This is a genomic window from Mixta sp., from assembly GCF_024610815.1.
Taxonomy (GTDB): Bacteria; Pseudomonadota; Gammaproteobacteria; order Enterobacterales; family Enterobacteriaceae; genus Mixta; species Mixta calida.
Genome location: NZ_JANION010000150.1, coordinates 1 through 21,926 on the forward strand (window position 1 = coordinate 1; position 21,926 = coordinate 21,926).

Consider the following 21,926-nt stretch of genomic DNA (forward strand, 5'->3'; position numbering starts at 1 on the left):
CAGTTGGATTAGTCCTTTTCCTAAAGATTTAGTTCAGGCTACCTATTTGCATTTGACTTAAGTAATATTCTGGGCTGTTAGAATAATTAATGGTGGTGGCGTTGTAGCTGTCATTAAATGTTAATAATTCATCCCTTGAGCGGCTTTAATTAACAGGTAAGCGGCGCAAGATAACATAGCGGGCCAGCTATTATGAAAACTCAACGTGTAGAACTGATAGACTATTTACGTCTAATCGCTGCGCTGGGCGTTATTTTATTCCATTATACATTTAACGGAATAGATAATGGTAAAATAACCTCCATCACGCAGATTCCTGAGCTGACGCAGTTTACTAAGTTTGGCTATCTTGGCGTGGAACTGTTCTTTATGATCAGCGGTTACGTCATCTTTTTCTCGGCGAAAAACAAAAGCTTCTCCCGCTTTATCTCCACGCGCGCTCTGCGACTCTATCCAGCTTACTGGGCCGGGCTGGTCATCACGTCGCTCTTTATCGTGATGGTCGGCGGGCACCACATGCCGATCTCCCTGAAAGCCTTTTTGGCCAACCTGACGATGCTACAGTCGTTTGTCGGTATTTATAATATCGACGGCGTTTACTGGACGCTGGCCTATGAGCTAACCTTCTATTTCTTTATCTCGCTCTGCCTGCTTCTGGGACTAAAAAGCCGTCTGGAGATGGCGATTATCGTTTGGGCGCTGGCGATTATCGCTTGCGCATTAGCAGGTAATGCATCGCCGCCGATTTTCCAGGGCTATTACAGCTACTTCGTCGCCGGTGCGCTATTTGCCGTGATAAAAGAGACCGCAGGGAAGATGAAAGGCCTGGTCATTCTGCTGGCTGTCGCCATGTATGTTATCTGCTGCCTGGTTTCTCTGGAAAATGCGGCTAAAGCGGAAATAATCCGCAGCGTAGAGTATCCGCCGGCGGTCATTATCACTTTTGTATCGCTCTTTTTCCTCGCTTTTATCGCCGCTGACTATAGCCGCCTGGGTAAATTAAGCCTGCCGGGTTCAGCTTTCGCTGGCGCTATTACTTACCCGCTCTATCTTGTACATGCCCATATTGGCTATATGCTAATCGATAAATTCGCCAGCGAGGAAAATAAGATCGGCGTCTATGCGCTGGTGATTGGTTTTGTCATGCTGCTGGCGTGGCTGATTCATCAGCTGGTGGAAAAGCGCATGGCCGAAACATGGAAAGCGTTTTTCCGCTATACCATCGAACTGCCTGTCGCAACCTTTCACCGTCTGGTCTTTATGCCGGTAATGCGTCGCTTTCAGCCGAAAAGCAGCGTGTAACGCCTGTCGATGGGGAGCCGTTCCCCATCGACAGCCTCAGTCAGCTGCCTGCGAACAGACGAGGTGAGTAATCACCCAGCGTCCCGCCTCGTCGCTTCCTTTGCAGGGAAAGAAAGAGGGTAGATAAACTGCTCCGCTTTTGCAAACGACCGGCTGACGAAGTTTTTTATTAGCGTCAGCCTGCGGCCCGTTACGATGACTTTGCGTCATCTTCCGCCGCGCGGTGCAGCAGCGTCAGTATGCCGCTCAGGTCGCTCGCTTCCAGCTGTCCCGGCGCCGAGGCGTCGCCTGCCATGCCGAAGGTCAGCGCCGAGCCGGTCAGCTCGCCGGCAAGCCGTGTGACGGCGCCCATGCCGCCCATCGACATCGTCAACAGCGGTTGCTGCGCGTAGCGCTGACGCATCTCCCAGGTCGCTGCCATCATACGTATTACATCGCCCGGATCGCGCGGCATAGCGGCTATCTTCAGAATATCGGCGCCCATCGTCTGCTGCTGGCGCAGACGCGAAACGATCTCCTGCTGCGTCGGCGTCTGCTCAAAATCATGGCTCGAAAGAATCGCACGCACCTGCTGTTGATGCGCCAGCGCGACCAGCTCTCTGGCGGCGGGGCGATACATCTCGATATCCAGCAGATCCATCTGCCCCTGAGTCAGTAAATACTGGTACAGCGTGCTATAGCGATCGTCAGCAATCGCCTGCTTGCCGCCCTCGGCTTTGGTGCGGAAGGTCACCAGCAGAACCTTGTTTGGCAGCATGGCGTAAAGCTCGCGCGTCAGCTGCGCCATCGCCGCCGCGTCCTGACCGTTATGCAGCAGATCTAACCGCAGTTCGATAACATCGCTGTCGACCTGCAACGCCTGGCTACGCACGAACGTCTTCACCGCTTCGCTGTCGGCGGCCGTGGTGGAAACGATCACTTTCGGCTGCCCTTCGCCGATGGCGATATTCTTAATTTTCACTGGTCGTAATGATGGGGTAACCATATCGGCGCGGGGCGCATCCGCTGCGCCTGATGCGGAATGGGACATCAGCGCCAGCGCGAGCATGGCGCTGCCGCCTCCAATAAAATCTCGGCGTTGCATAGCGGTCCTCTGCGATTTGTGTAATAAATGGCTCAGCGTTAAGCGTAGTAAAAGACGTTGCCGCCGCGCTTTTTCCGGTCGCAAGCGCGCGATAAATCGCCATTCGGCACATTCATGCGGGCACAGGAAAATCATTCATGCAGAGCAAACCGGCTATTTTACTGGCAGGCGTACTGGCTTTGGCGCCTGCGCTGGCGCAGACCGAAACGCAGCACACCCACTGGGGCACACGCTGGCAGCGGCTTCCAGCCACGCCCGCGCCGTTGATCGGGATGCAGTCGGGCTACGCCGAGGTCAACGGCATTCAGCTTTACTACGCCGTCACCGGCCAGGGCTCACCGGTTATCCTGTTGCACGGCGGACTGGCGAACAGCGATTACTGGGGCCTGCAGGTGCCTGAGCTGGCGAAGCATCATCGGGTGATTGTGGTCGACAGCCGGGGGCACGGCCGCAGCACGCGCAACGCCCAGCCTTACGGCTACGATTTAATGACGGATGATATTGTCGGGCTGATGGATCATCTGCATATTGCAAAAGCCGATATTGTGGGCTGGAGCGACGGTGCGATTATTGGCCTGGACATGGCGATGCGCCATAAGGATCGCGTCGGGAAAGTGTTCGCTTTTGCGCCCAACGTCACCACGCGCGGCGTAAAGCCGGGCGTTGAAAATAATCCGGTATTCGCCGCCTATATTGCGCGCGCTGGCGAAGAGTATAAGAAGCTGTCGAAAACGCCCAACGATTATCCGGCGTTTGTAAAACAGATCGGCGGAATGTGGCAGTCGCAGCCGGAGTGGCGTGATGAGGCGTTAGGGAAAATCAGCGCGCAGGTGCTGATTGCCGACGGCGATCATGATGAGGCGATCGACCGGGCGCATCTGGAGCATATCGCCGCCGTTATTCCCAACGCCGGCCTGTTGATTTTGCCCACCGTCAGCCACTTCGCTTTTTTGCAGGCGCCGAAAGAGTTTACCGATGCGGTGATCCATTTTCTTAATGGCAAGTAGCGGGGCGCTGAGCAACGTTCTGTATAAAAGCTGGCCTGCTGTGCGCATTAAGCGGATTACCCGTCGCTAGCCGACGATAAGTTTATGCGCCAGACGGGCAAGGATTTCCAGCAGCAGCAGGCTGCCGGTAAAAAGACATATCAGCATCATAATAAACTTCTTCTGGCTATCCATTTTGGCCTGCACCTTTCTGATTACCCCGCCTGCTACACTCTAAAGGCTGCTGTCTTAACCGCACATCAATATTCCTGTTACAGCTGTAAGGAAATGGAGCATGTTGTATCAATATCTGGATGGCGATAACTGGCGACATATCTATATCGTCGGCGATCTTCACGGTTGCCGCGCTTTGCTGGATGAACAACTGCTGGCCGTTAATTTTGATACGCGACGCGATCTGCTGGTCTCGGTCGGCGATCTGATCGATCGCGGCCCGGACAGCCTGGCCTGCCTGCGGTTGCTGAAAGAGCCCTGGTTTCGCTGTGTGCGCGGCAATCATGAAGAGATGGCATTGGCCGCGCTGACGCAGGGCGATGAGCAATTATGGCAGATGAACGGCGGCGACTGGTTCTGGCGTCTGGATGGGGCGCAGCGCGCCGAGGCGCAGGCCTGTCTGATGCGCTGTCAGGAATTGCCGCTGATTGCGCACCTTGTGCTGGATGAGCAGATTGTAGTGGTCGCTCATGCCGACTATCCCGCCTCGCGTTATGCCTGGGAGCAGCCGATAGACGAGTATGAAGTGGTATGGGGACGCGATCGCATTCATCGTTTACAGCGCGGGCTGGGGGAAAACATTGCTGGCGCGGACGCCTTTTACTTTGGCCATACGCCGCTGGATAATCCAGTCAGCGGCTGGAATCAGCACTATATTGACACCGGCGCCGTGTTTGGCAACCGGCTGACGCTGGTGAAAATTCAGTAGCGAAACAGATCGCTGTATTGCCAGGCGGGCGTCCAGCTGCCGTCAATAACATCTTCTACCGGATAGCAGCCTGCGTGGCGCAGGCGCTGCTCATCGCGTGCGACGATACAGGCAGGTTCATCATCATAGACGCCCAGCATAATATCCTCGCAGCCCCCGTCCAGGTAACAAATTAATAGTACCAACGCATACATGCTTTTCCCTCTCCTGTCAGACGCGTTAAGTGTAGGACAGGAAAGCGTCAGGCGTCAGGCGTGGAACAATTTGCCGTCGCGCACCAGCTCGCGCGGATAGCTGTTTTTCAGGCGCTGGCCCACTTTTTTCGCCAGGCCAATCGGCTGTCGTTGCCAGGTCACCAGCACCTCATCGCGCGGTAGCGCCGCCTGCGGCCAGATATCGCGCCCGCGATACCACTCCTCCGCTTCGCTCTCCGTCAGTTCAACGCTGTTGGCCTCCTCAGCTCGCGCCAACGCGATCACCGCTTCATGCTGCCAGCGGTAGCCTTTGTTAAAAGTTTCCGCCAGCTTCAGTCCGATGCGTGAGAATCGCACCCGGCCAATCAGCGGTTCGACGGCGGCAGGAAATAGCCAGATCTCTTTATCGCGCTGCCACAGCGTCAGCTCATCATCCTGCCAGTGCAGGCCAGACTTCGCCGCCGCCTGAATAACCCCCTGCGCATCTTTGCGCGACAGCGGGCTGAAGGGGAATTTGCCGACCTTATAACCCGGCGTCGGCATCGGCTCGACGCTGGCGGTTTTGCGCAGCCGCGCGACGAAAAAGCCTTCGCTGTCGAACAACTGCGGAAAGACGTGCAGGAAGCCTTCCGGCGTGGCGGCCCGTTCCGCGCCGGGGAAGAGATCCGCCAGCGAATCGATCGTCACCGCGTCGGGATAGCGCTGACAGAGCCACGCCACGACCTGCTGGTTCTCCAGCTTGTTCAGCGTACAGGTTGAATAGATCAACGTGCCGCCCGGCTTCAGCGCATGGAAGGCGCTGTCGATCAGATCGCGCTGCGTTTCCGCAATCGAGACGGTGCTCTCCAGCGTCCAGTTGCGCAGCGCATCCGCATCTTTACGGATCACGCCTTCGCCGGAGCAGGGCGCATCCAGCAGAATGGCATCGAACATCTCCGGCAGCGCCGGGCCAAACACGCGTCCATCGAAATGGGTCAGCGCGGTGTTGCTGACGCCGCAGCGGCTGAGGTTCGCATGCAGCACTTTTACCCGGCTGGCGGCATATTCGTTAGCCAGAATCAGGCCCTGGTTTTTCATCAGCGCCGCCATCTGCGTGGTTTTGGAACCGGGCGCGGCCGCTACGTCCATCACCCGATAAGGCTGCGGCTGGGCGGCGAACAGCGCGCTGACCGGCAGCATCGAGCTGGCTTCCTGAATGTAAAACAGCCCGCTGAGGTGTTCCGCCACGCTGCCGAGCGGCAGCGATTCGTCGCTTTCTTCGCGCTCAATCCAGAAGCCTTCGGCGCACCAGGGAATCGGCGTCAGGCGCCAGCCGTAGCGGGCCGTCTGATGCAAAAAATCCGCCACGCTGATTTTCAGCGTATTGACGCGCAGGCTGCGACGCAGCGGCTGCTGGCTGATGGCGAGAAAAGCCTGCAGGCTCTCCTCATCGGGCAGCGTTTGCCGCATCAGATCAAGGAAGGCTTCAGGGAAGCTGGCTCGGGATTGTTGGGCCACGACAGAGTTCCGGTAGTTGCAGAAAAAACAGGGCGGGAAGTGTAACACAGCTGCGGCGAAAGCCGATGAAACGGGAGCCCTGCGCGGGCTCCCGGTAGAGATTATGAGGAAGGGATCGCCGTTCCCCATTTGCGCCACTCTTTCGGCTCTTCATCCTGCAGCAGGAAATGCTTGCCGGACGCGGCCTGCGGCGCCAGCGGAACGGTCGGCGGCGTGGCGAACTGAATGCCGCCGCGAATAAACTGCTGGAAAGTGCCGGTTTTCACCACGCCGCCGATCAGACCAAACTCGAGGTTGTAGCCGGAGGCGAGCCAGAAGACCGAGTTATTGCGCACCAGATGCTGATATTTCTTGCTGATGCGCAGTTGCACCTGCACGCGATCCGCCATGCTGCCCAGCGAGGTGCCGGTGACCGTACCGACTTCGACGCCGCGGAACAACACCGGCGTGCCGATGCCCAGCGATCCCGCTTCCGGCGCGTCGACCACGATGCTCAGGCCGTCCAGATAACGCGAATCGGTAATAGTGGTCTCCTGCAGCTCAAAGCGCCGCACCAGGCTGCCCTTGCCGGGATCGACGTTGATATAGGGTTGCAGCAGCGTCTCCAGATGGTTGACGCCGGTGGCCGAAATTTCCGGCGACACCACCGAGAAGCGGCTGCCGATGCGCGCAAAGCTTTGCACATATTCGGGGTAGAGCACCGCTTTGGCGATCACCTGATTATGATCCTGGCTCAGCGCCAGCGACTCGACCTGGCCGATATCGATGCCCAGATAGCGAATCGGCATGCCGGCAGAGAGCTTGCTGCCGTCATAGGTGTGCAGCAGGATCTGGCTGCCGACGGCGCGCGCGGCGGTTTCAGAGCTGTAGAGCACGCGCTTCTGATTTTTGCCGGTGCTGGCGCCTTCCAGGTTATCGAAACTGATCGCGCCGCGCAGGGCGCGGTTTAGCGGCGACGCCTGCACCGTCAGACCAGCGCCGTTAAGCTGCACTTTCGCGCCGCCTTCCGCCCAGAAAACGCTGTCGGGCGTCAGCAGCTTGCGGTATTCAGGCTTGATATGCACCGCCACCAGAAACTCGTTCGCCTTCGGCGTCACGTCGACAATCTCGCCCACCTGAAACTTACGGTAGAGCACCACCGAGCCGGGTTGAATATCCGGCAGGCTGTTGGCGGTCAGCGTCAGCGTGGTCGGCGGACGTTCGCCGGTAATCCCTTCTTCCGCTTTTTCGGCATTGGCGTAAAGCGGATACTGACTCAGCGGCGCGCCTTTGCCGCCCGGCTCAAGACGAATGCCGCCGTCGACCCATTCGCTGGCGCTGGCGCCCAGCACCTTCATGCCGTCGAGACCGAATTTCACATCGAGTCGGCTGTTGATGATGAATTTGCTGTCGCCATGCACCAGCTGGCGATGTTCCGGGGCGATCGCCGCCTCAAACTCCACGCCTTTGGTGGTCAGCGTGCGGCGGATAACCTGACCAATCTGAATGCCGCGCAGCATCACCGGCTGGCCGGCGTCGATGCCGTAACTCTCCGGCGCGCTAAGGCGCACCGTCAGCACATCCGGGCGCTGCAGCAACGCTTCGTTGCTCTGACGCACCGCAAAATGGTGCTGCGGCTCGCCTTCGCCGGGGATCAGCTCCAGCGTGGTGCCGGTCAGCAGCGTGCTCAGGCTGGGGTTATTCAGGCTGATTTTCGGGCTGCGCATTTCGATGCGCGTGCCGCTGCGCATGAGCCCGACCACGGAAGGATCGAGCGTCAGCTCGCCGCTGACCTTGCCGCCCGGCTGTAACGTCATCTTCGTCAGGGTGCCGACTTCCAGCCCCTGATAGATCAACGGCGTGCTGCCCGCTTTCAGCGCTTTGCCGTCAGGTAGATCGAGCGTTACGATTACGCCGCGCTGGCTGTGCGCCAAATCGGGATAGAGCTGATAGTTGCTTTCGCTGGCTGCCTGCTGCGACGTTTGCGGCGAATCGAAGGCGATGGCGCCGTTCACCAGCGCCGCCAGGCTCTCCAGCTCCACTTTCGCACCGCTGAGGCCGACATCCGCCTTCACACCGGAAACGTTCCAGAAGCGGCTCTCTTTTTTCACCAGATTGGTGAAGCGGCGTTCAATCAACACGTCGATGGTAACGCCATTGTTGTCCGGGTTAATGGTGTAGTCATAAACGCGACCGACCGGAATCTTGCGGTAGTAGACCAGCGATCCGGTATTGAGCGAGCCGAGATCCGGCGCATGCAGATGCACCAGCATTTCGCCAGTATTGACGCGATATTTAGGCTGGGTATCGAGCGCGACGAAGTTTTCCCGCCGCTCGCCCGACTTGCCGGGCATCATGCCGATATAGTTGCCGCCGACCAGCGCGTCCAGCCCGGAGACGCCAGCCAGCGACGCTTTTGGCGTCACCAGCCAGAACTGCGCATCCTCACGCAGCGCGTCGCGCATATCGCTTTTGATGCTGACGCGTACCTTAATGGAGCGCAGATCGTCGCTAAGGCTGATGCCCTGTACGGTGCCGACCTCGACCCCCTGATAACGCACCGGCGTCCGACCGGGCACGATGCCGTCGGCCTGAGCGAAATCGATGGTTACCGTGGTGCCGCGCTCCTGATAGTTGGTCCAGAGCAGCCAGCCGGCAATCATCAGGGCGATAAAGGGCAGCAGCCAGAACGGCGAAATTTTACGCTTGTTGATTATCCGCGCTCTAGTCGGTGTAGTCGGCGTGTGTTGCATGAGCATCCCAAATCAGACGGCTATCCAGCCATTCAACGGCAAGGATAGTTAAAATTACCGCGGCGCCAAAGTAGAAGGCGGCCGGTCCCATTGTAAAAGCCAGCAGCTGGTCGCGATTAACCAGCGACATGGTTAACGAAATAACAAACAGGTCCAGCATAGACCAACGCCCGATCCAGGTGACCAGACGCAATAATCGAATGCGGGTTTTTAGTCCCTGCTGGCAGCGAAAATGAATGCTGATCAACAATACCAGCAGGACCAACACTTTGGTGAACGGCACCAGAATGCTGGCGATAAACACGATCGCCGCCACCGGAATATTGCCGGAGCCGAGCGAAAGAATACCGGAGAAAATGGTGTCCTCCTGGTGTCCGCCGTTCAGGTAGATAATTGAGATCGGCAGCAGATTGGCCGGAATCAGTAGCACGATCGCGGAGATAAGCGCCGCCCAGGATTTTTGCAGGCTATGAGGACGACGATGCGCCAGCCGGGTGTGGCAGCGCGGGCAGCGTCCGCGATCGTCGGGCAGGCCGGTGTGATGGCAGTTCAGGCAAATTTGCAGCTTTTCCGGCGCCACATCCGGCTCCGGCTGCGGGTAAAAGCGGTGCCACAGCTGTTCCATGTTAAGGTGAATCATGGTCAGCAGGCTGAGCACCATCAACGCAACAAATGCCACCAGCCCGTAGCCGACGGCGATATCGGCGTAATCCTTGACCTTAATCGAGGCGACGGCGATGCCGACCAGATAGATATCGAGCATCACCCACTCTTTCAGGCGCTCCAGCATCAGCAGTACCGGACGCAGATTCATGCCGAGGCGATCGCCGAAAAAGAGGAAGGCGATGGCCGCCACCAGCGTGGCCGGCGCGCCGATAGTACAGAACGCCACCATCGCCGCGGTCAGCACGTCGCCCTGTTCGGTCATCTGCATAATGCCCGCCAGCAGGCTGGCGCGAATAGGGGTGCCGAGCAGGCGTATCTCAATCAGCGGCTCGGTAAAAGCGAAAGGCATCAATAAAAACATCGCGACCGCCATTGCCGTCAGACGCGTCATCGACCAGTCGCGTCCGTTAAGCACTTTGGCGTTGCAGCGTGGGCAGTGGGCCGTCTGACGAGATTTCACATCTGGTAAGGAAAAAAGGGTATCGCATTGCGGACAACGCTGATAACGTTCACGGGGCAGAACGTGACTGATAGTATGTATTTTCATATATTAAAAGCAGTGTCCCTCGTGCTGCAGGTATGCACGGTCCTTAAAACGGCGCAAAACGGACGCTGAGGGGCATAGCCCGTTTTGATAATCCGATCCGCAAGAATCTAAGGTTATATTAACTATTGGAATGATTCACCTTGTGGCGGTGGATATTTAATGCTTATTTTACCGGACGGCACTTTGTAGCCGTCCGATTGCTTTTACTATGGTCAGGAAATGAACAAACAAGAATTTTATCACGATCTCAACCGCGATCTCCGTGCGCTGATTGCCGGTGAAACCAGTTTTCTCGCTGCGCTGGGCAACAGCAGCGCGCTGCTGTTTGAGCGTCTGGAAGGCGTTAACTGGGCGGGCTTCTACCTGCTGACGGAAGAAAAAACGCTGGTGCTGGGGCCGTTCCAGGGGAAAATCGCCTGTGTGCGCATTCCGGTGGGCCGCGGCGTCTGCGGCACGGCGGTGGCGGAAAAGAAAGTACAGCGCGTGGACGACGTGCATGCGTTTCCGGGCCATATCGCCTGCGACGCGGCCAGCAATGCTGAAATCGTGCTGCCGCTGATTGTCGACGGCGAGGTGATTGGCGTGCTGGATATCGACAGCACGGTGTTCAACCGCTTTGATAGTGAAGATGAAATCGGCCTGCAAACCTTTACCGACGGGCTTTGTGACGTGCTGGCCAATAGCGATGTGAAAAAATTTATTAATATGAATCGCAGCTAAAGCGCTGGATTTCGTAGCAATTGCCGATGGGGTCATTATAATGTCGCCTGTTCATGCCCGCGCTGGTTGGCAAACCCGTTGTAATCAGGAAATTTCATGGAAAATCAACCTAAGTTGAATAGCAGTAAAGAAGTCATCGCCTGGCTTGCGGAACGTTTTCCGCACTGCTTTAGTGCCGAAGGTGAAGCGCGTCCGCTCAAAATCGGTATCTTTCAAGACCTCGTCGAACGTGTTCAGGGCGAAATGAACCTGAGCAAGACGCAGCTGCGTTCAGCGCTGCGTCTGTACACCTCAAGCTGGCGCTATCTGTACGGCGTCAAAGCGGGTGCGACCCGCGTCGATCTGGACGGCAATGCTTGCGGCGAGCTGGAAGAGCAGCATGTTGAACATGCGCGCAAGCAGCTTGAAGAGGCGAAAGCCCGCGTTCAGCAGCAGCGTCAGCAGCAGCAGGCGAAAAAACGTGAAGCTGGCGAAGACGCGCCTGCGCGCCGCCCGCGTAAAGCGGCCGCCCGCAAGCCAGCCGAAGGCGAAGGCCAACCCGCCCGCAAAGCTCGCGCTAACGATGCGCGCCCGGTTCAGGAACGCGCCGCCGCACCTCGTCAGCGCCCGCCGCGTACACAGCCTGTGACCGACACCTCCGCATTGCAGCCTGGCCAGAGCATCAAAGTTAAAGCCGGTAAAAATGCAATGGACGCCACCGTTCTTGAGATCTCTAAGGATGGCGTTCGTGTGCAGCTGGCTTCCGGCCTGGCAATGATCGTACGCGCAGAACACTTACAGTTCTGAAACGGAGGCCACCCAGGGCATGAACACATTTTTTAAGATGAGCGTGATGGCTGGCCTGCTTCTGGCAGGTCACGCCATTGCCGCTGACAGCATTACCCGCGCGGATCAAATTCCGCAGCTGCAGGAAGAGCCGCAGCATGCCACCGTTAGCGAACGCGTTACTTCACGCTTTACCCGCTCACATTATCGCCAGTTCGACCTCGACCAGCAGTTTTCGGCAAAAATCTTTGACCGCTATCTGAACATGCTCGACTACAGCCACAATGTGTTGCTGGCTTCGGACGTGGCGCAGTTCGCCGATAAAAAGACCACGCTGGGCGATGAACTGCGCAGCGGCAAGCTGACGGTGTTCTACGATCTTTTCAATCTGGCGCAAAAACGCCGTTTCGAGCGCTATCAGTACGCCCTGTCGATCCTGAGCAAGCCGATGAATTTTAACGGTAACGATACTATCGATACCGATCGCAGCAAGGCGCCATGGCCGAAAGATGCAGCTGAACTGAACGCGTTATGGGACGCCAAGGTGAAGTACGATCAGCTCAGCCTGAAGCTGACCGGCAAGAAAGACGACGAAATTAAAGATATTCTCACCAAACGCTACAACTCCGCGATCCGTCGTCTGGCGCAGAGCAACAGCGAGGATGTGTTCCAGCTGGCGATGAACGCTTTCGCCCACGAGATCGATCCGCATACCAACTATCTCTCGCCGCGCAATACCGAGCAGTTCAATACCGAGATGAGCCTGTCGCTGGAAGGCATCGGCGCAGTGCTGCAGATGGATGAGGACTATACGGTCATCAACTCGATGGTGGCAGGCGGCCCTGCGGCGAAAAGCAAGGCGCTGAACGTCGGCGATCGCATCGTCGGCGTTGGACAGCCGGGCAAGCCGATTGAGGATGTTATCGGGCTGCGTCTGGATGACGTCGTGGCGAAAATTAAAGGGCCGAAGGGCAGCCGCGTGCGTCTGGAGATCCTGCCGGCCGGCAAAGGCACCAAAACCCGCACCATTACGCTGACGCGCGAAAAGATCCGCCTGGAAGATCGCGCGGTGAAGATGAGCGTGCATAACGTCGGCAAAGAGAAGGTCGGCGTGCTGGATATTCCCGGCTTCTACGTCGGCCTGACCGACGATGTGAAAGTGCAGCTGCAGAAACTGCAAAAGCAGCACGTTGACAGCGTAGTGATTGATCTGCGCACCAACGGCGGCGGCGCGCTGACCGAGGCGGTCTCGCTCTCCGGCCTGTTTATTCCCAGCGGTCCGGTCGTGCAGGTGCGCGACAACAACGGCAAGGTGCGCGAAGACAGCGATACCGACGGCGTCGTCTACTACAAAGGCCCGCTGGTAGTCCTGGTTGACCGCTTCAGCGCCTCGGCGTCGGAAATTTTCGCGGCGGCGATGCAGGATTACGGTCGTGCGCTGATTGTCGGCGAACCGACCTTCGGCAAAGGCACCGTGCAGCAGTATCGTTCGTTGAACCGCATCTATGATCAGATGCTGCGCCCGGAGTGGCCGGCATTGGGATCGGTGCAGTACACCATTCAGAAATTCTACCGTATCAACGGCGGCAGCACCCAGCGTAAGGGCGTAACGCCCGATCTGCTGATGCCAACCGGCGTCGAAGCGGCGGAAACCGGCGAGAAGTTCGAAGATAACGCCCTGCCGTGGGACAGCATCGATGCGGCGAGCTACACCAAATCGGGCGACCTGAGCGATCTGGTGCCGCAGCTGACCAAAGCGCATGAAGATCGCATCGCGAAAGATGCTGAATTCCAGTACATCATCAAGGACATTCAGCGCTTTAACGCCATGAAGGACAAACGCAACATCGTGTCGCTCAATCTCGCCCAGCGCGAGAAAGAGAATCAGGAAGATGACGCGCTGCGTCTGGAGCGCATCAACGCGCGCTATAAGGCGGAAGGGAAGAAGCCGCTGGCGAAGCTCGACGATTTGCCGAAGGATTATAAAGAGCCCGATCCTTATCTCGACGAAACGGTGAAAATCGCCAACGATCTGGCGCATCTGAAGCCGGAGCAGCCGACGGATAAAGCGGCGGTCAGTAAATAGCGCCGCTTTAAACGGAACGAAAAAAAGGCACTGCGCAAGCGGTGCCTTTTCTTTTTCCGCCGTTTTGTTTAGCTGCGCCGATCGGTTGCGCAGGAAGCGGTTAAAAAAGAGTGCGACAAAATGTAAAGTTATGTCTTTTTAGACACTTAAACGTTAAGGATGCTTGAAATGCTACGCGATGACCCTACGATGTATATCCGCGCATGGGCGCTTAGTTAACTGAGGAAGATGAAAGTTTATGATGCGTATTGCTCTTTTCCTGCTGACCAACCTTGCCGTAATGTTGGTTTTCGGGCTGATACTGAGCCTGACAGGAATTCAGTCAAGCAGTGTGCAGGGCCTGATGATTATGGCAGGTCTGTTTGGCTTTGGCGGTGCGTTTGTTTCACTGCTGATGTCGAAATGGATGGCACTGCGTTCCGTCGGCGGTGAGGTGATTGAGCAGCCGCGTAACGAAACGGAACGCTGGCTGATGAACACGGTGGCACAACAGGCGCAGCAGGCGGGTATCGCCATGCCGCAGGTGGCTATCTACCATGCGCCTGACATCAATGCGTTCGCGACCGGCGCGCGCCGCGATGCGTCGCTGGTGGCGGTGTCGACAGGTCTGTTGCAGAACATGAGCCGTGACGAGGCGGAAGCGGTGCTGGCGCATGAAATCAGCCATATCGCCAACGGCGACATGGTGACCATGACGCTGATCCAGGGCATTGTGAACACCTTCGTGATTTTCATTTCCCGCATTATCGCGCAGGTGGCGGCAGGCTTCCTGTCCGGCAACCGGGAAGATGAAGAGAGCAGCAACGGTAACCCGCTGGTCTACTTCGCGGTCTCCATGGTGCTGGAACTGCTGTTCGGCATTCTGGCCAGCATGATCACCATGTGGTTCTCACGTCATCGTGAGTTCCACGCTGACGCAGGATCTGCGCGTCTGGTGGGGCGTGAGAAGATGATTGCGGCGCTGCAGCGGTTGAAGACCAGCTATGAGCCGCAGGAACCGGGCAGCATGATGGCGTTCTGCATCAACGGCAAAGGAAAGTCGCTGAGCGAGTTCTTTATGTCGCACCCGCCGTTGGATAAACGTATCGAAGCGCTGCGTAGCGGCCAGTACCTGAAATAAAAAAAGGCGACCTGCGGGTCGCCTTTTTTCTGTTCGCTATAACCCTCTGACGAGGGTTTTTTATTGCCCGCCGTGTGCGGGTTGACGCATGCGCGACAGACTGAACAGCGCGGCGACGGAAGAGAACAGGCCCGCCAGCAGCAGCGACGCGTGCGTCCCATGCTGGCCGAACAGGTTAAACATCAGCGCCACTAACGCCGCGCCGCTGGTTTGCCCCAGCAGACGCGCAGTGCCCAGCATTCCGCTGGCGCCGCCGCTGCGATGTCGTGGCGCCGCTGAGATAATCGTGTGGTTATTTGGCGACTGAAACAGGCCAAAGCCGGCGCCGCACAGCACCATACGCCAGATAATATCGCCATCGCCCGGCGCGGCAGGCAGCCAGGCGAGCGCGAACAGCCCGAAGGCGAAGATTGCCAGACCAATGCCGCCCAGCAGCCCGGCATGAAAGCGTTCCAGCAGCCGTCCGGCGATGGGGGACATGATCATGGTCGCCAGCGGCCAGGGCGTTAACAGCAGGCCCGTTTCTACTTCGCTGCGGCCAATGACGCTCTGCAAAAAGAATGGCAGAGAGACCATCGCCAGCATCTGCGCCAGAAAGGAGCAGACCGATGTGCAGATCGACAGTGAAAAGATGGGAATGCGCAGCAGATCCACCGGCAACAGCGGGCTGGTCATGGTCAGCTGGCGGCGAATAAACAGCGTGCCGACGATCAGCAGCCCCAGCAATTCGGCAAGAATAATGCGGTAATCCTGTCCCTGCGCCGCGCCGCTCAACGCGGAAAGCAGCAGGCCGAAGGTTAACGCGTTCATAATCGCGCTAAGCACATCAAAGCGCTGGCCGGTCGTCTTCTGCGGGTTGTCGGGCAGAAAGCGCAGGGCGAACAGCAGTGCCAGCGCGCCGGCCGGCACATTGATCAGGAACAGCCATTTCCACGAGGCGACCGCCAGAATCGCCGCCGCTACCGTCGGTCCTGCGGCGCTGGAAACGGCGACGATCAGCGCGTTAATCGCCATGCCGCGGCCCAGATAGCGCTGAGGATAGATAATACGGATGAGCGCAGTGTTAACGCTCATCAGCGCCGCGCCGCCAAAGCCCTGCAGGATGCGCGCGAAGGTCAACATACCGAGCGAGTCAGAAAAGGCGCAGAGCAGCGACGTGGCGCTGAACAGCAGCAGACCGGCCTGGTAAATGCGCCGGTAACCGAGCAGATCGCCTAAAAAAGAGAAGGAAAGCAGCGAGACGATAATCGCCAGCTGATAAGCGTTAATGATCCAGATCGACTCCGCCGGGCTGGCATGCAGTTCGCTGGCGATAGTCGGCAACGCGACGTTGGCAATGGTGCCGTCAAGCACGGCAACGGTAATACCTAAGGCGATCGCGGCGATGGCGCCATAGCGGCGCGGCAGCGGTAAGCCATCCATCTGTGAAGTTACGGGCATAATGGGAAATTAATGGGGGTGAATATCATCATGCTAATGATTTTTTTACCCTAATGCATCTTTCTGCTAATAAAAAGTCCTTACAGATGTGTCCACGGTCACGCTAACGTATTGCCTGACGATAACTCAGCCACGTATACTGGAAATGGCGTTCCATTTTAAATAAAACAATTTCAAAAAGGTTTCTCTATGGCGAATGCAGACGCAGATAAACAGCCGGATTCGGTCTCTTCCGTATTGAAAGTGTTTGGCATCCTGCAGGCGCTTGGCGAAGAGCGCGAAAATGGCATTACCGAACTGTCCCAGCGCGTGATGATGTCGAAAAGCACGGTTTATCGTTTTCTTCAGACGATGAAGTCGCTGGGCTATGTTTCTCAAGAAGGTGAATCGGAAAAATATGCGCTGACGCTAAAGCTGTTTGAGCTGGGCGCGAAAGCGTTGCAGAACGTCGATTTGATCCGCAGCGCGGACGTGCAAATGCGCGAACTGTCGCGCCTGACGAAAGAGACGATTCACCTGGGCGCGCTGGAAGAAGACAGCATTGTCTATATCCATAAGATCGATTCGCTTTATAACCTGCGTATGTATTCGCGTATCGGCCGCCGCAATCCGCTGTACAGCACCGCGATCGGCAAAGTGCTGCTGGCCTGGCGCGACCGCGCCGAGGTGCATGATATTTTAAAAGAGGTGGAATTCCGCCGCAGCACGCCGCATACGCTTGGCAGTGAAGAAGCGTTGCTGGAGGTGTTGGATGTCGTGAAAGCGCAGGGCTTCGGCGAGGATAACGAAGAGCAGGAAGAGGGGTTGCGCTGTATCGCGGTGCCGGTTTTCGACCGCTTCGGCGTGGTGATCGCCGGGATGAGCATCTCTTTTCCGACCATCCGTTTCTCAGAAGAGCGCAAGCACGAGTATGTCGCGATGCTGCATCGCGCCGGGCGCACGCTCTCCGCGCAGCTGGGCTACCACGACTATCCTTTCTAATCCATAACGACGCGGCGCCGTTACGGGCGCCGCTTAAACAAGCTATTCGTTGCTGTCCACCATTTCAGACGTTTTTCTCAGCAGCGGGCAGTCGGCTACGCCGATAAAACCGCTGTCGCTGTGCAGGTACTGTGCTTTAATCATTCCCCGTGCCGTCAAATACTGGCACTGCAGGCCAATGCCAGCAGCATTTTTGTGGCTGCCGGTCAGTACGCCATAGCCAGTGAACAACAAGCCTAGCCAGACAACGGCCAGTAAACTCACAATTCGAAGCAATATTTTCATTTTATCTTCCTGTAAAAATGGCAAGCTTCCCGTTTCGCTGCCGGAAGAGGGGCAGCATAGCGCGGCGCGGCGGCGGAATCGATCGGAGGATGCTTAAAGCGTCGTCGAACAGGGGCGCGTCGGCTATCAATTCCCTCGCTTCCGGGTAAAATCGTCCGCGAAATGAATAACAAACAGAGGCTGTTATGAACGAATTAAACGGCGGCGCGAGTTTGATGCCGCTCATCAGCGGAATCGCATTTGCACTGGTTGGGCTGATCGCCTGGTTTTATGTCAATCGCGCCAGCGTGCGCGCCAACGAGCAGGTTCGCCTGCTGCAAGCGCTGCTTGAGGAGCAGAAAAAGCAGACGGCCATGCTACAACGGCTGACAGAACAGACGCTCTGTACGGAAGAGAACGGCGCGGAAGAGAGCGCGGAGCAGGACTTTACCCGCCTGATCCCTGAACGATAATTATCTGTAGAGAGTAAGGAGTGGCAGGATGAAATGGCAAAATCCCTGGTACGATGCGTCCAGGCCGCACCATACTTCAGAAGGATTTCGCAACCTGGAGGCTGAGCAGCGCCAGCCGGGCGATCTGCAACGCTGGCGTAAAGAGCGTAAGGCGCAAGGGTTGCCAGCGGCGCCGCAGCAGGGCTACAGGGCTTTTACGCAGCAGTGGTGGCAGCCCGCCGATTTAGGCGGCGATGAGGATACGATCTGGTGGCTGGGCCATGCGGCGCTGATGCTGCGTATTAATCAACGCTACGGATTAATCGATCCGGCGCTCTCGCTCAGGGCTTCTCCACTGCGTTTTTACGGCCCGAAGCGCAAAACGCCCGCGCCGCTAAAGATTGAGAACCTGCCATCGCTCGACTGGGTGCTGATTTCCCATAACCATTATGATCACCTTGACCGACCGACCATCGCGGCGATTTTGCGTCGATTTCCAGATGTGCAGTTTATCGTGCCGCTGGGACTGGAACCCTGGTTTCGTCGCGCAGGAGCAAAAAACGTCGTACAGCTGGACTGGTGGCAGCAAACGCAGCGGCATGGCGTCACTTTTCACGCCGTGCCAGCGCGTCACTGGAGCATGCGCACTCTGAAAGATCGTAACCGGTCGCTCTGGTGCGGCTGGACGATTTCAACCGCCACGCTTAATTTCTGGTTTTCCGGCGACAGCGGATATTCTGAAAATTTGCTGCAAATCGCGCAGCGTCTTGGACCTTTTAATCTTGCAGCGCTGCCGATCGGCGCCTGGGCGCCACGCTGGTTCATGCAGGGTCAGCATATGGACCCGCAGCAGTCGGTTTCGTTGCACAAAGCGATCGGCGCGCCGTTGACTATCCCTATCCATTGGGGCGTATTTGAACTGGCCGATGAGGCGCTTGATGAGGCGCCCGCAGAACTGGCGCGCGCGCTGGCGGCGGCCGGTCTGGATAACACGCGCTTTCGGCCATGGAAAATAGGCGAAAGCGCCAGCCTGAATAAAATAAACCAAGATTAATCTTATAAAGGCAGCGTTGAATTTAACGACTCAGAAACTTCGCTCTGGGTATAAACCTGCCTTATTCAACTTTCTGAAATAACCTGCCGGGAATAGCGTTGCATTAATTTGGGGCAGATCACTTTATATATATTCTTTTTTGGTGCAAAACGCGCGTATCCTTTTCCTCAAGCCGGTCGGCCTGACAAATCCTCTTGTTTTTTTTGGCCCTGCGACACTGGTAAGAAAAGGATTATTATGTGCATTTACTGTGCCATAATTATGCAACAATCCTGTGGCAAAGTGGCACGCTGGCAAGGCTGTAACAGAGACGCACGTCTCTTCAGGCCCATGGTGTGCTGGACGCGTGTAGTGAAATACGCATAAAAAAGCGTGGCCTTCGGGATTTATCTGCTGTGGCCTAATGCATAAATGTGCAAAGGATGTGATGAGTTTGCAATAACTGTGCGACAGGTCTATCGCTGTTTAAAAATAACTTGCCATAAATTATCGAATATGTGATAACGCTATTAAGCAAAACGAGGTACAGCTCTGTTTATGTATGGCATATTCAGTAAAGAAGTAACGAGTAAAGACGTTGACGTTGAATACCGCTTCCTTGCCGAACCTTATATTAGTGCCTCATTCAGTCGTGTCTCTGGTTTTCTGTCAGTCGCCTCCGGGCAAATAAACATTCAAAGGAATTACGAAGATGGCAAAAATTAAAGGTCAGGTGAAGTGGTTTAACGAATCCAAAGGTTTTGGCTTCATTACGCCGGCGGACGGTAGCAAAGATGTGTTCGTTCACTTCTCTGCTATTCAGGGTAATGGTTTCAAAACGCTGGCTGAAGGTCAGAACGTTGAGTTCGAAATTCAGGATGGTCAGAAAGGCCCGGCAGCGGTTAACGTTGTGGCGATCTGATAACATCGCAACGTCTGCGCTGTACCCTCAGCGTACAGCTTAGAGATGATGCAAAGGCCCCGGTTTATCGCCGGGGCCTTTCTTTTTGGCGGGTGACGCTGTTCACCTCAGCGTGTAAACTGCGCGCCTGATTCAGCCAGAGAAAGAGTTATGCACTATCTTTGTCCCCTCTGTCACCAGCCCTTGACGCTGGTTCATCACAGCTGGCACTGCGCGCAACAGCATCAGTTCGACCAGGCGAAAGAAGGTTATGTCAATCTGCTGCCGGTTCAGCATAAACGCTCCCGTGAACCGGGCGACAGCGCGGAAATGATCCAGGCGCGGCGCCAGTTTCTCGACGCTGGCCACTATCAGCAGCTTCAACAACGTGTCGCCTCGCTGCTGGCGCAGCATTTGCCTGCGACGGCGACGGTGCTGGATATAGGCTGCGGCGAAGGCTACTACACCGCTGCGGTTGCCGGGGCGTTAGGGGAGCAGGCGCGCGTATGCGGACTCGACGTAGCGAAAGTCGCTATTCGCGCCGCGGCGAAGCGCTATCGCCATATCGATTTCTGCGTCGCCTCCAGCCACCGCCTTCCTTTTGCCGACGCGTCGCTGGACGGCGTGCTGCGTATTTACGCGCCCTGCAAGGCGGAGGAGCTGGCGCGCGTAGTGCGCAGCGGCGGCTGTTTGTTGACCGTCACGCCGGGGCCGCGGCATCTGTTGCAGTTTAAGGCGCTGATTTATGCCCAGGTGAAGCTGCACGAGACGGCGGAAGAGCGTCTGCCGGGATTTACGCTTGCAGATGAGCAGCAGTTAGATTATCCGCTGGCGCTGTCAGGCAACGATGCGACGACGCTGCTACAAATGACGCCGTTCGCATGGCGCGCCACGCCCGACGTCTGGCGCCAGCTGCGTGAAAGCGAACAGTTTCAAAGCGAAGCAGATTTTATGGTGCGTCTCTGGCGGCGTAGCTAAGCGAAGAATAAAGGCGGATATTGGCTGGCGGCGCGCCTCAGGCGAAATGCTGCCACAGCATCTGTGCGCCGATGAAGATCAGCACGGCGCCGCCAAGGATTTCGGCGCGTTTGCCAAGCAGGGGACCAATCAGACGGCCAATCAGCATGCCGATCGTCGTCATGGTAAAAGTGCAGAGCCCGATCAGCAGGGCGGTAAGCAGAATATTCACCTGCAAAAACGCCAGGCTGACGCCGATCGCCATCGCGTCCAGGCTGGTGGCGACGGCGGTGGTCGCCAGCAGCAGCAAACCGTGCTGCTGCACCGGCTCGCAGGGCGCGGTGTGTTGACGACAGCCTTCAATCACCATGCGGCCGCCTAAAAAGCAGAGCAGGGTGAAAGCGATCCAGTGATCCCAGCGGGCGACGAATTGGGTGGCGAACTGACCGAGACTCCAGCCGATCAGCGGCGTCAACGTTTCGATTGCGCCAAAGATAAGCCCGGTGCGCAGCGCTTCACGTAAGCGCGGACGTTGCAGGGCGGCGCCTTTACCGATAGCGACGGCAAACGCGTCCATAGACATGCCAAACGAAAGGATAAGCAGAGCGGAAAAGTTCATCGAAGTCGTAACCTCGGCCGGGAATACCATAACCAGATGCGCCTTCCCAACCAGACAGGCACATCGGTCAATGGTCTCGCCTACCAAAACGGTCGCACGCGCCACGTTGAATTAACAACGAGTATGTTGACAGGTGCATTTCTGTATTAACAGAAATCGGCTACTCCCCAATAACGGCGCTCACCTTACCACATTATCATTTCGTGTCAAAATAAATTGATAATGGCGGAAATATTGTACGGATTAACGCCGCAGGGATGCTAAGCGGGCGTAAAAAATAAGGCTGACGATGTTAAGTGAATGGTAAAAAGTTAAACAGCCCCATCCCTGTCTGAGCTAAAATTTAGCAATATGAATATGCCATTGGCTATATTTTATCTTATTGATTTTCAATCATTGTTTGATAAATTCTTTCCAGATCGTCCAGCTTTTTAACCTTGATAAGCAGCCGCTTCTGTTCAAGCTGAATAACCAGAACGCCATCCTCCGATAAATTCATACCTTTTATGCGGTCATAATGAATCCAGACATTGGCGAAGAAAAAGCCGCGTTCTTTCAGCAATAAGAGCGGCGTGCGGAACCAGAACAGATAAATGGTCACCAGGATTAACGCCATTAACAGTGTGGTCGTTATTAC

At 56.5% G+C, this 21,926-nt stretch carries 22 protein-coding genes and 1 riboswitch; of the genes, 13 read left to right on the plus strand and 9 right to left on the minus strand.

Going from position 1 to position 21,926, the window contains the following annotated elements:
- Window positions 1-192: 192 nt before the first annotated feature.
- Window positions 193-1,302, plus strand: a complete 1,110-nt coding sequence (locus MYY08_RS11240; protein ID WP_288014202.1) for an acyltransferase family protein — start codon at window positions 193-195, stop codon at window positions 1,300-1,302.
- Window positions 1,303-1,492: 190 nt separating this feature from the next.
- Here MYY08_RS11240 and aroD read toward each other — a convergent pair whose 3' ends face one another.
- Entirely contained in the window at window positions 1,493-2,386 is an 894-nt protein-coding gene (aroD, locus tag MYY08_RS11245) for a type I 3-dehydroquinate dehydratase (protein ID WP_038625732.1), read from the minus strand.
- Window positions 2,387-2,523: 137 nt separating this feature from the next.
- On the opposite strand from aroD, the gene MYY08_RS11250 reads away from it, so the two are divergent.
- Entirely contained in the window at window positions 2,524-3,393 is an 870-nt protein-coding gene (locus MYY08_RS11250) for an alpha/beta fold hydrolase (RefSeq protein WP_288014204.1), read from the plus strand.
- 274 nt (window positions 3,394-3,667) lie between these two features.
- On the plus strand, window positions 3,668-4,315 hold the full coding sequence (locus MYY08_RS11255) for a metallophosphoesterase (RefSeq protein ID WP_038625736.1): 648 nt from the start codon (window positions 3,668-3,670) through the stop codon (window positions 4,313-4,315).
- On the opposite strand, the gene MYY08_RS11260 is transcribed toward MYY08_RS11255, so the two are convergent.
- The 4 genes from MYY08_RS11260 to yebS form a co-directional block, all read right to left on the minus strand.
- Window positions 4,309-4,509, minus strand: coding sequence for a YdfD/YebW family protein (locus MYY08_RS11260; RefSeq protein WP_038625738.1), 201 nt, complete (start codon window positions 4,507-4,509; stop codon window positions 4,309-4,311). The two genes, MYY08_RS11255 and MYY08_RS11260, sit on opposite strands and share 7 nt — an antisense overlap.
- Before the next feature lie 54 nt (window positions 4,510-4,563).
- The gene (rsmF, locus tag MYY08_RS11265) at window positions 4,564-6,006 is read right to left on the minus strand and encodes a 16S rRNA (cytosine(1407)-C(5))-methyltransferase RsmF (protein ID WP_258536438.1); all 1,443 of its coding nucleotides are present in this window, start codon (window positions 6,004-6,006) and stop codon (window positions 4,564-4,566) included.
- A gap of 101 nt (window positions 6,007-6,107) precedes the next feature.
- The gene (locus MYY08_RS11270; protein ID WP_038625741.1) at window positions 6,108-8,744 is read right to left on the minus strand and encodes a PqiB family protein; all 2,637 of its coding nucleotides are present in this window, start codon (window positions 8,742-8,744) and stop codon (window positions 6,108-6,110) included.
- A complete protein-coding gene (gene yebS, locus MYY08_RS11275) occupies window positions 8,710-9,951 on the minus strand; it encodes a membrane integrity lipid transport subunit YebS (RefSeq protein WP_288014207.1) in 1,242 nt (413 codons plus the stop codon). Before yebS ends, MYY08_RS11270 begins: the two co-directional genes overlap by 35 nt.
- 219 nt (window positions 9,952-10,170) lie before the next feature.
- On the opposite strand from yebS, the gene msrC reads away from it, so the two are divergent.
- From msrC to htpX, 4 genes are all read left to right on the plus strand, one after another.
- Window positions 10,171-10,671: a free L-methionine (R)-S-oxide reductase MsrC gene (gene msrC / locus MYY08_RS11280; RefSeq protein WP_084970751.1), complete on the plus strand. Its 501-nt coding sequence runs from the start codon at window positions 10,171-10,173 to the stop codon at window positions 10,669-10,671.
- A gap of 96 nt (window positions 10,672-10,767) precedes the next feature.
- Complete coding sequence (gene proQ / locus MYY08_RS11285; RefSeq protein WP_038625747.1) at window positions 10,768-11,457, plus strand: RNA chaperone ProQ; 690 nt, start codon at window positions 10,768-10,770, stop codon at window positions 11,455-11,457.
- Window positions 11,458-11,476: 19 nt separating this feature from the next.
- Window positions 11,477-13,522 carry a carboxy terminal-processing peptidase gene (prc, locus tag MYY08_RS11290; protein WP_038625749.1) on the plus strand — a complete coding sequence of 682 codons (2,046 nt, stop codon included), beginning with the start codon at window positions 11,477-11,479 and terminating at the stop codon, window positions 13,520-13,522.
- 238 nt (window positions 13,523-13,760) lie between these two features.
- Window positions 13,761-14,642, plus strand: a complete 882-nt coding sequence (gene htpX, locus MYY08_RS11295) for a protease HtpX (RefSeq protein ID WP_038625751.1) — start codon at window positions 13,761-13,763, stop codon at window positions 14,640-14,642.
- Between the two features lie 60 nt (window positions 14,643-14,702).
- On the opposite strand, the gene MYY08_RS11300 is transcribed toward htpX, so the two are convergent.
- Window positions 14,703-16,082: an MFS transporter gene (locus tag MYY08_RS11300; protein ID WP_288014211.1), complete on the minus strand. Its 1,380-nt coding sequence runs from the start codon at window positions 16,080-16,082 to the stop codon at window positions 14,703-14,705.
- Between the two features lie 189 nt (window positions 16,083-16,271).
- On the opposite strand from MYY08_RS11300, the gene kdgR reads away from it, so the two are divergent.
- Window positions 16,272-17,063, plus strand: coding sequence for a DNA-binding transcriptional regulator KdgR (gene kdgR / locus MYY08_RS11305; RefSeq protein WP_038625755.1), 792 nt, complete (start codon window positions 16,272-16,274; stop codon window positions 17,061-17,063).
- Window positions 17,064-17,105: 42 nt separating this feature from the next.
- Here kdgR and MYY08_RS11310 read toward each other — a convergent pair whose 3' ends face one another.
- The gene (locus MYY08_RS11310; RefSeq protein WP_190295923.1) at window positions 17,106-17,348 is read right to left on the minus strand and encodes a YobH family protein; all 243 of its coding nucleotides are present in this window, start codon (window positions 17,346-17,348) and stop codon (window positions 17,106-17,108) included.
- Between the two features lie 185 nt (window positions 17,349-17,533).
- Between MYY08_RS11310 and MYY08_RS11315 the strand changes: the two genes are divergently transcribed.
- From MYY08_RS11315 to rlmA, 5 genes are all read left to right on the plus strand, one after another.
- Complete coding sequence (locus MYY08_RS11315) at window positions 17,534-17,800, plus strand: YebO family protein (RefSeq protein ID WP_288014213.1); 267 nt, start codon at window positions 17,534-17,536, stop codon at window positions 17,798-17,800.
- A gap of 28 nt (window positions 17,801-17,828) precedes the next feature.
- Complete coding sequence (locus MYY08_RS11320) at window positions 17,829-18,833, plus strand: MBL fold metallo-hydrolase (RefSeq protein WP_038625761.1); 1,005 nt, start codon at window positions 17,829-17,831, stop codon at window positions 18,831-18,833.
- Between the two features lie 537 nt (window positions 18,834-19,370).
- Window positions 19,371-19,538 (plus strand): DUF2627 domain-containing protein, encoded by a 168-nt coding sequence (locus MYY08_RS11325; RefSeq protein ID WP_071883671.1) that lies wholly within the window; start codon window positions 19,371-19,373, stop codon window positions 19,536-19,538.
- A complete protein-coding gene (gene cspE, locus MYY08_RS11330; RefSeq protein WP_004386688.1) occupies window positions 19,525-19,734 on the plus strand; it encodes a transcription antiterminator/RNA stability regulator CspE in 210 nt (69 codons plus the stop codon). Before MYY08_RS11325 ends, cspE begins: the two co-directional genes overlap by 14 nt.
- A 150-nt stretch (window positions 19,735-19,884) precedes the next feature.
- Window positions 19,885-20,691: a 23S rRNA (guanine(745)-N(1))-methyltransferase gene (rlmA, locus tag MYY08_RS11335; protein ID WP_038625765.1), complete on the plus strand. Its 807-nt coding sequence runs from the start codon at window positions 19,885-19,887 to the stop codon at window positions 20,689-20,691.
- A 37-nt stretch (window positions 20,692-20,728) separates the two neighbouring features.
- Here rlmA and mntP read toward each other — a convergent pair whose 3' ends face one another.
- Window positions 20,729-21,289 (minus strand): manganese efflux pump MntP, encoded by a 561-nt coding sequence (gene mntP, locus MYY08_RS11340; protein WP_052134013.1) that lies wholly within the window; start codon window positions 21,287-21,289, stop codon window positions 20,729-20,731.
- 10 nt (window positions 21,290-21,299) lie between these two features.
- Window positions 21,300-21,470, minus strand: a riboswitch (yybP-ykoY riboswitch).
- Between the two features lie 198 nt (window positions 21,471-21,668).
- On the minus strand, window positions 21,669-21,926 hold a 258-nt coding region (locus MYY08_RS11345; protein WP_288014270.1), incomplete at its 5' end, for a DUF986 family protein.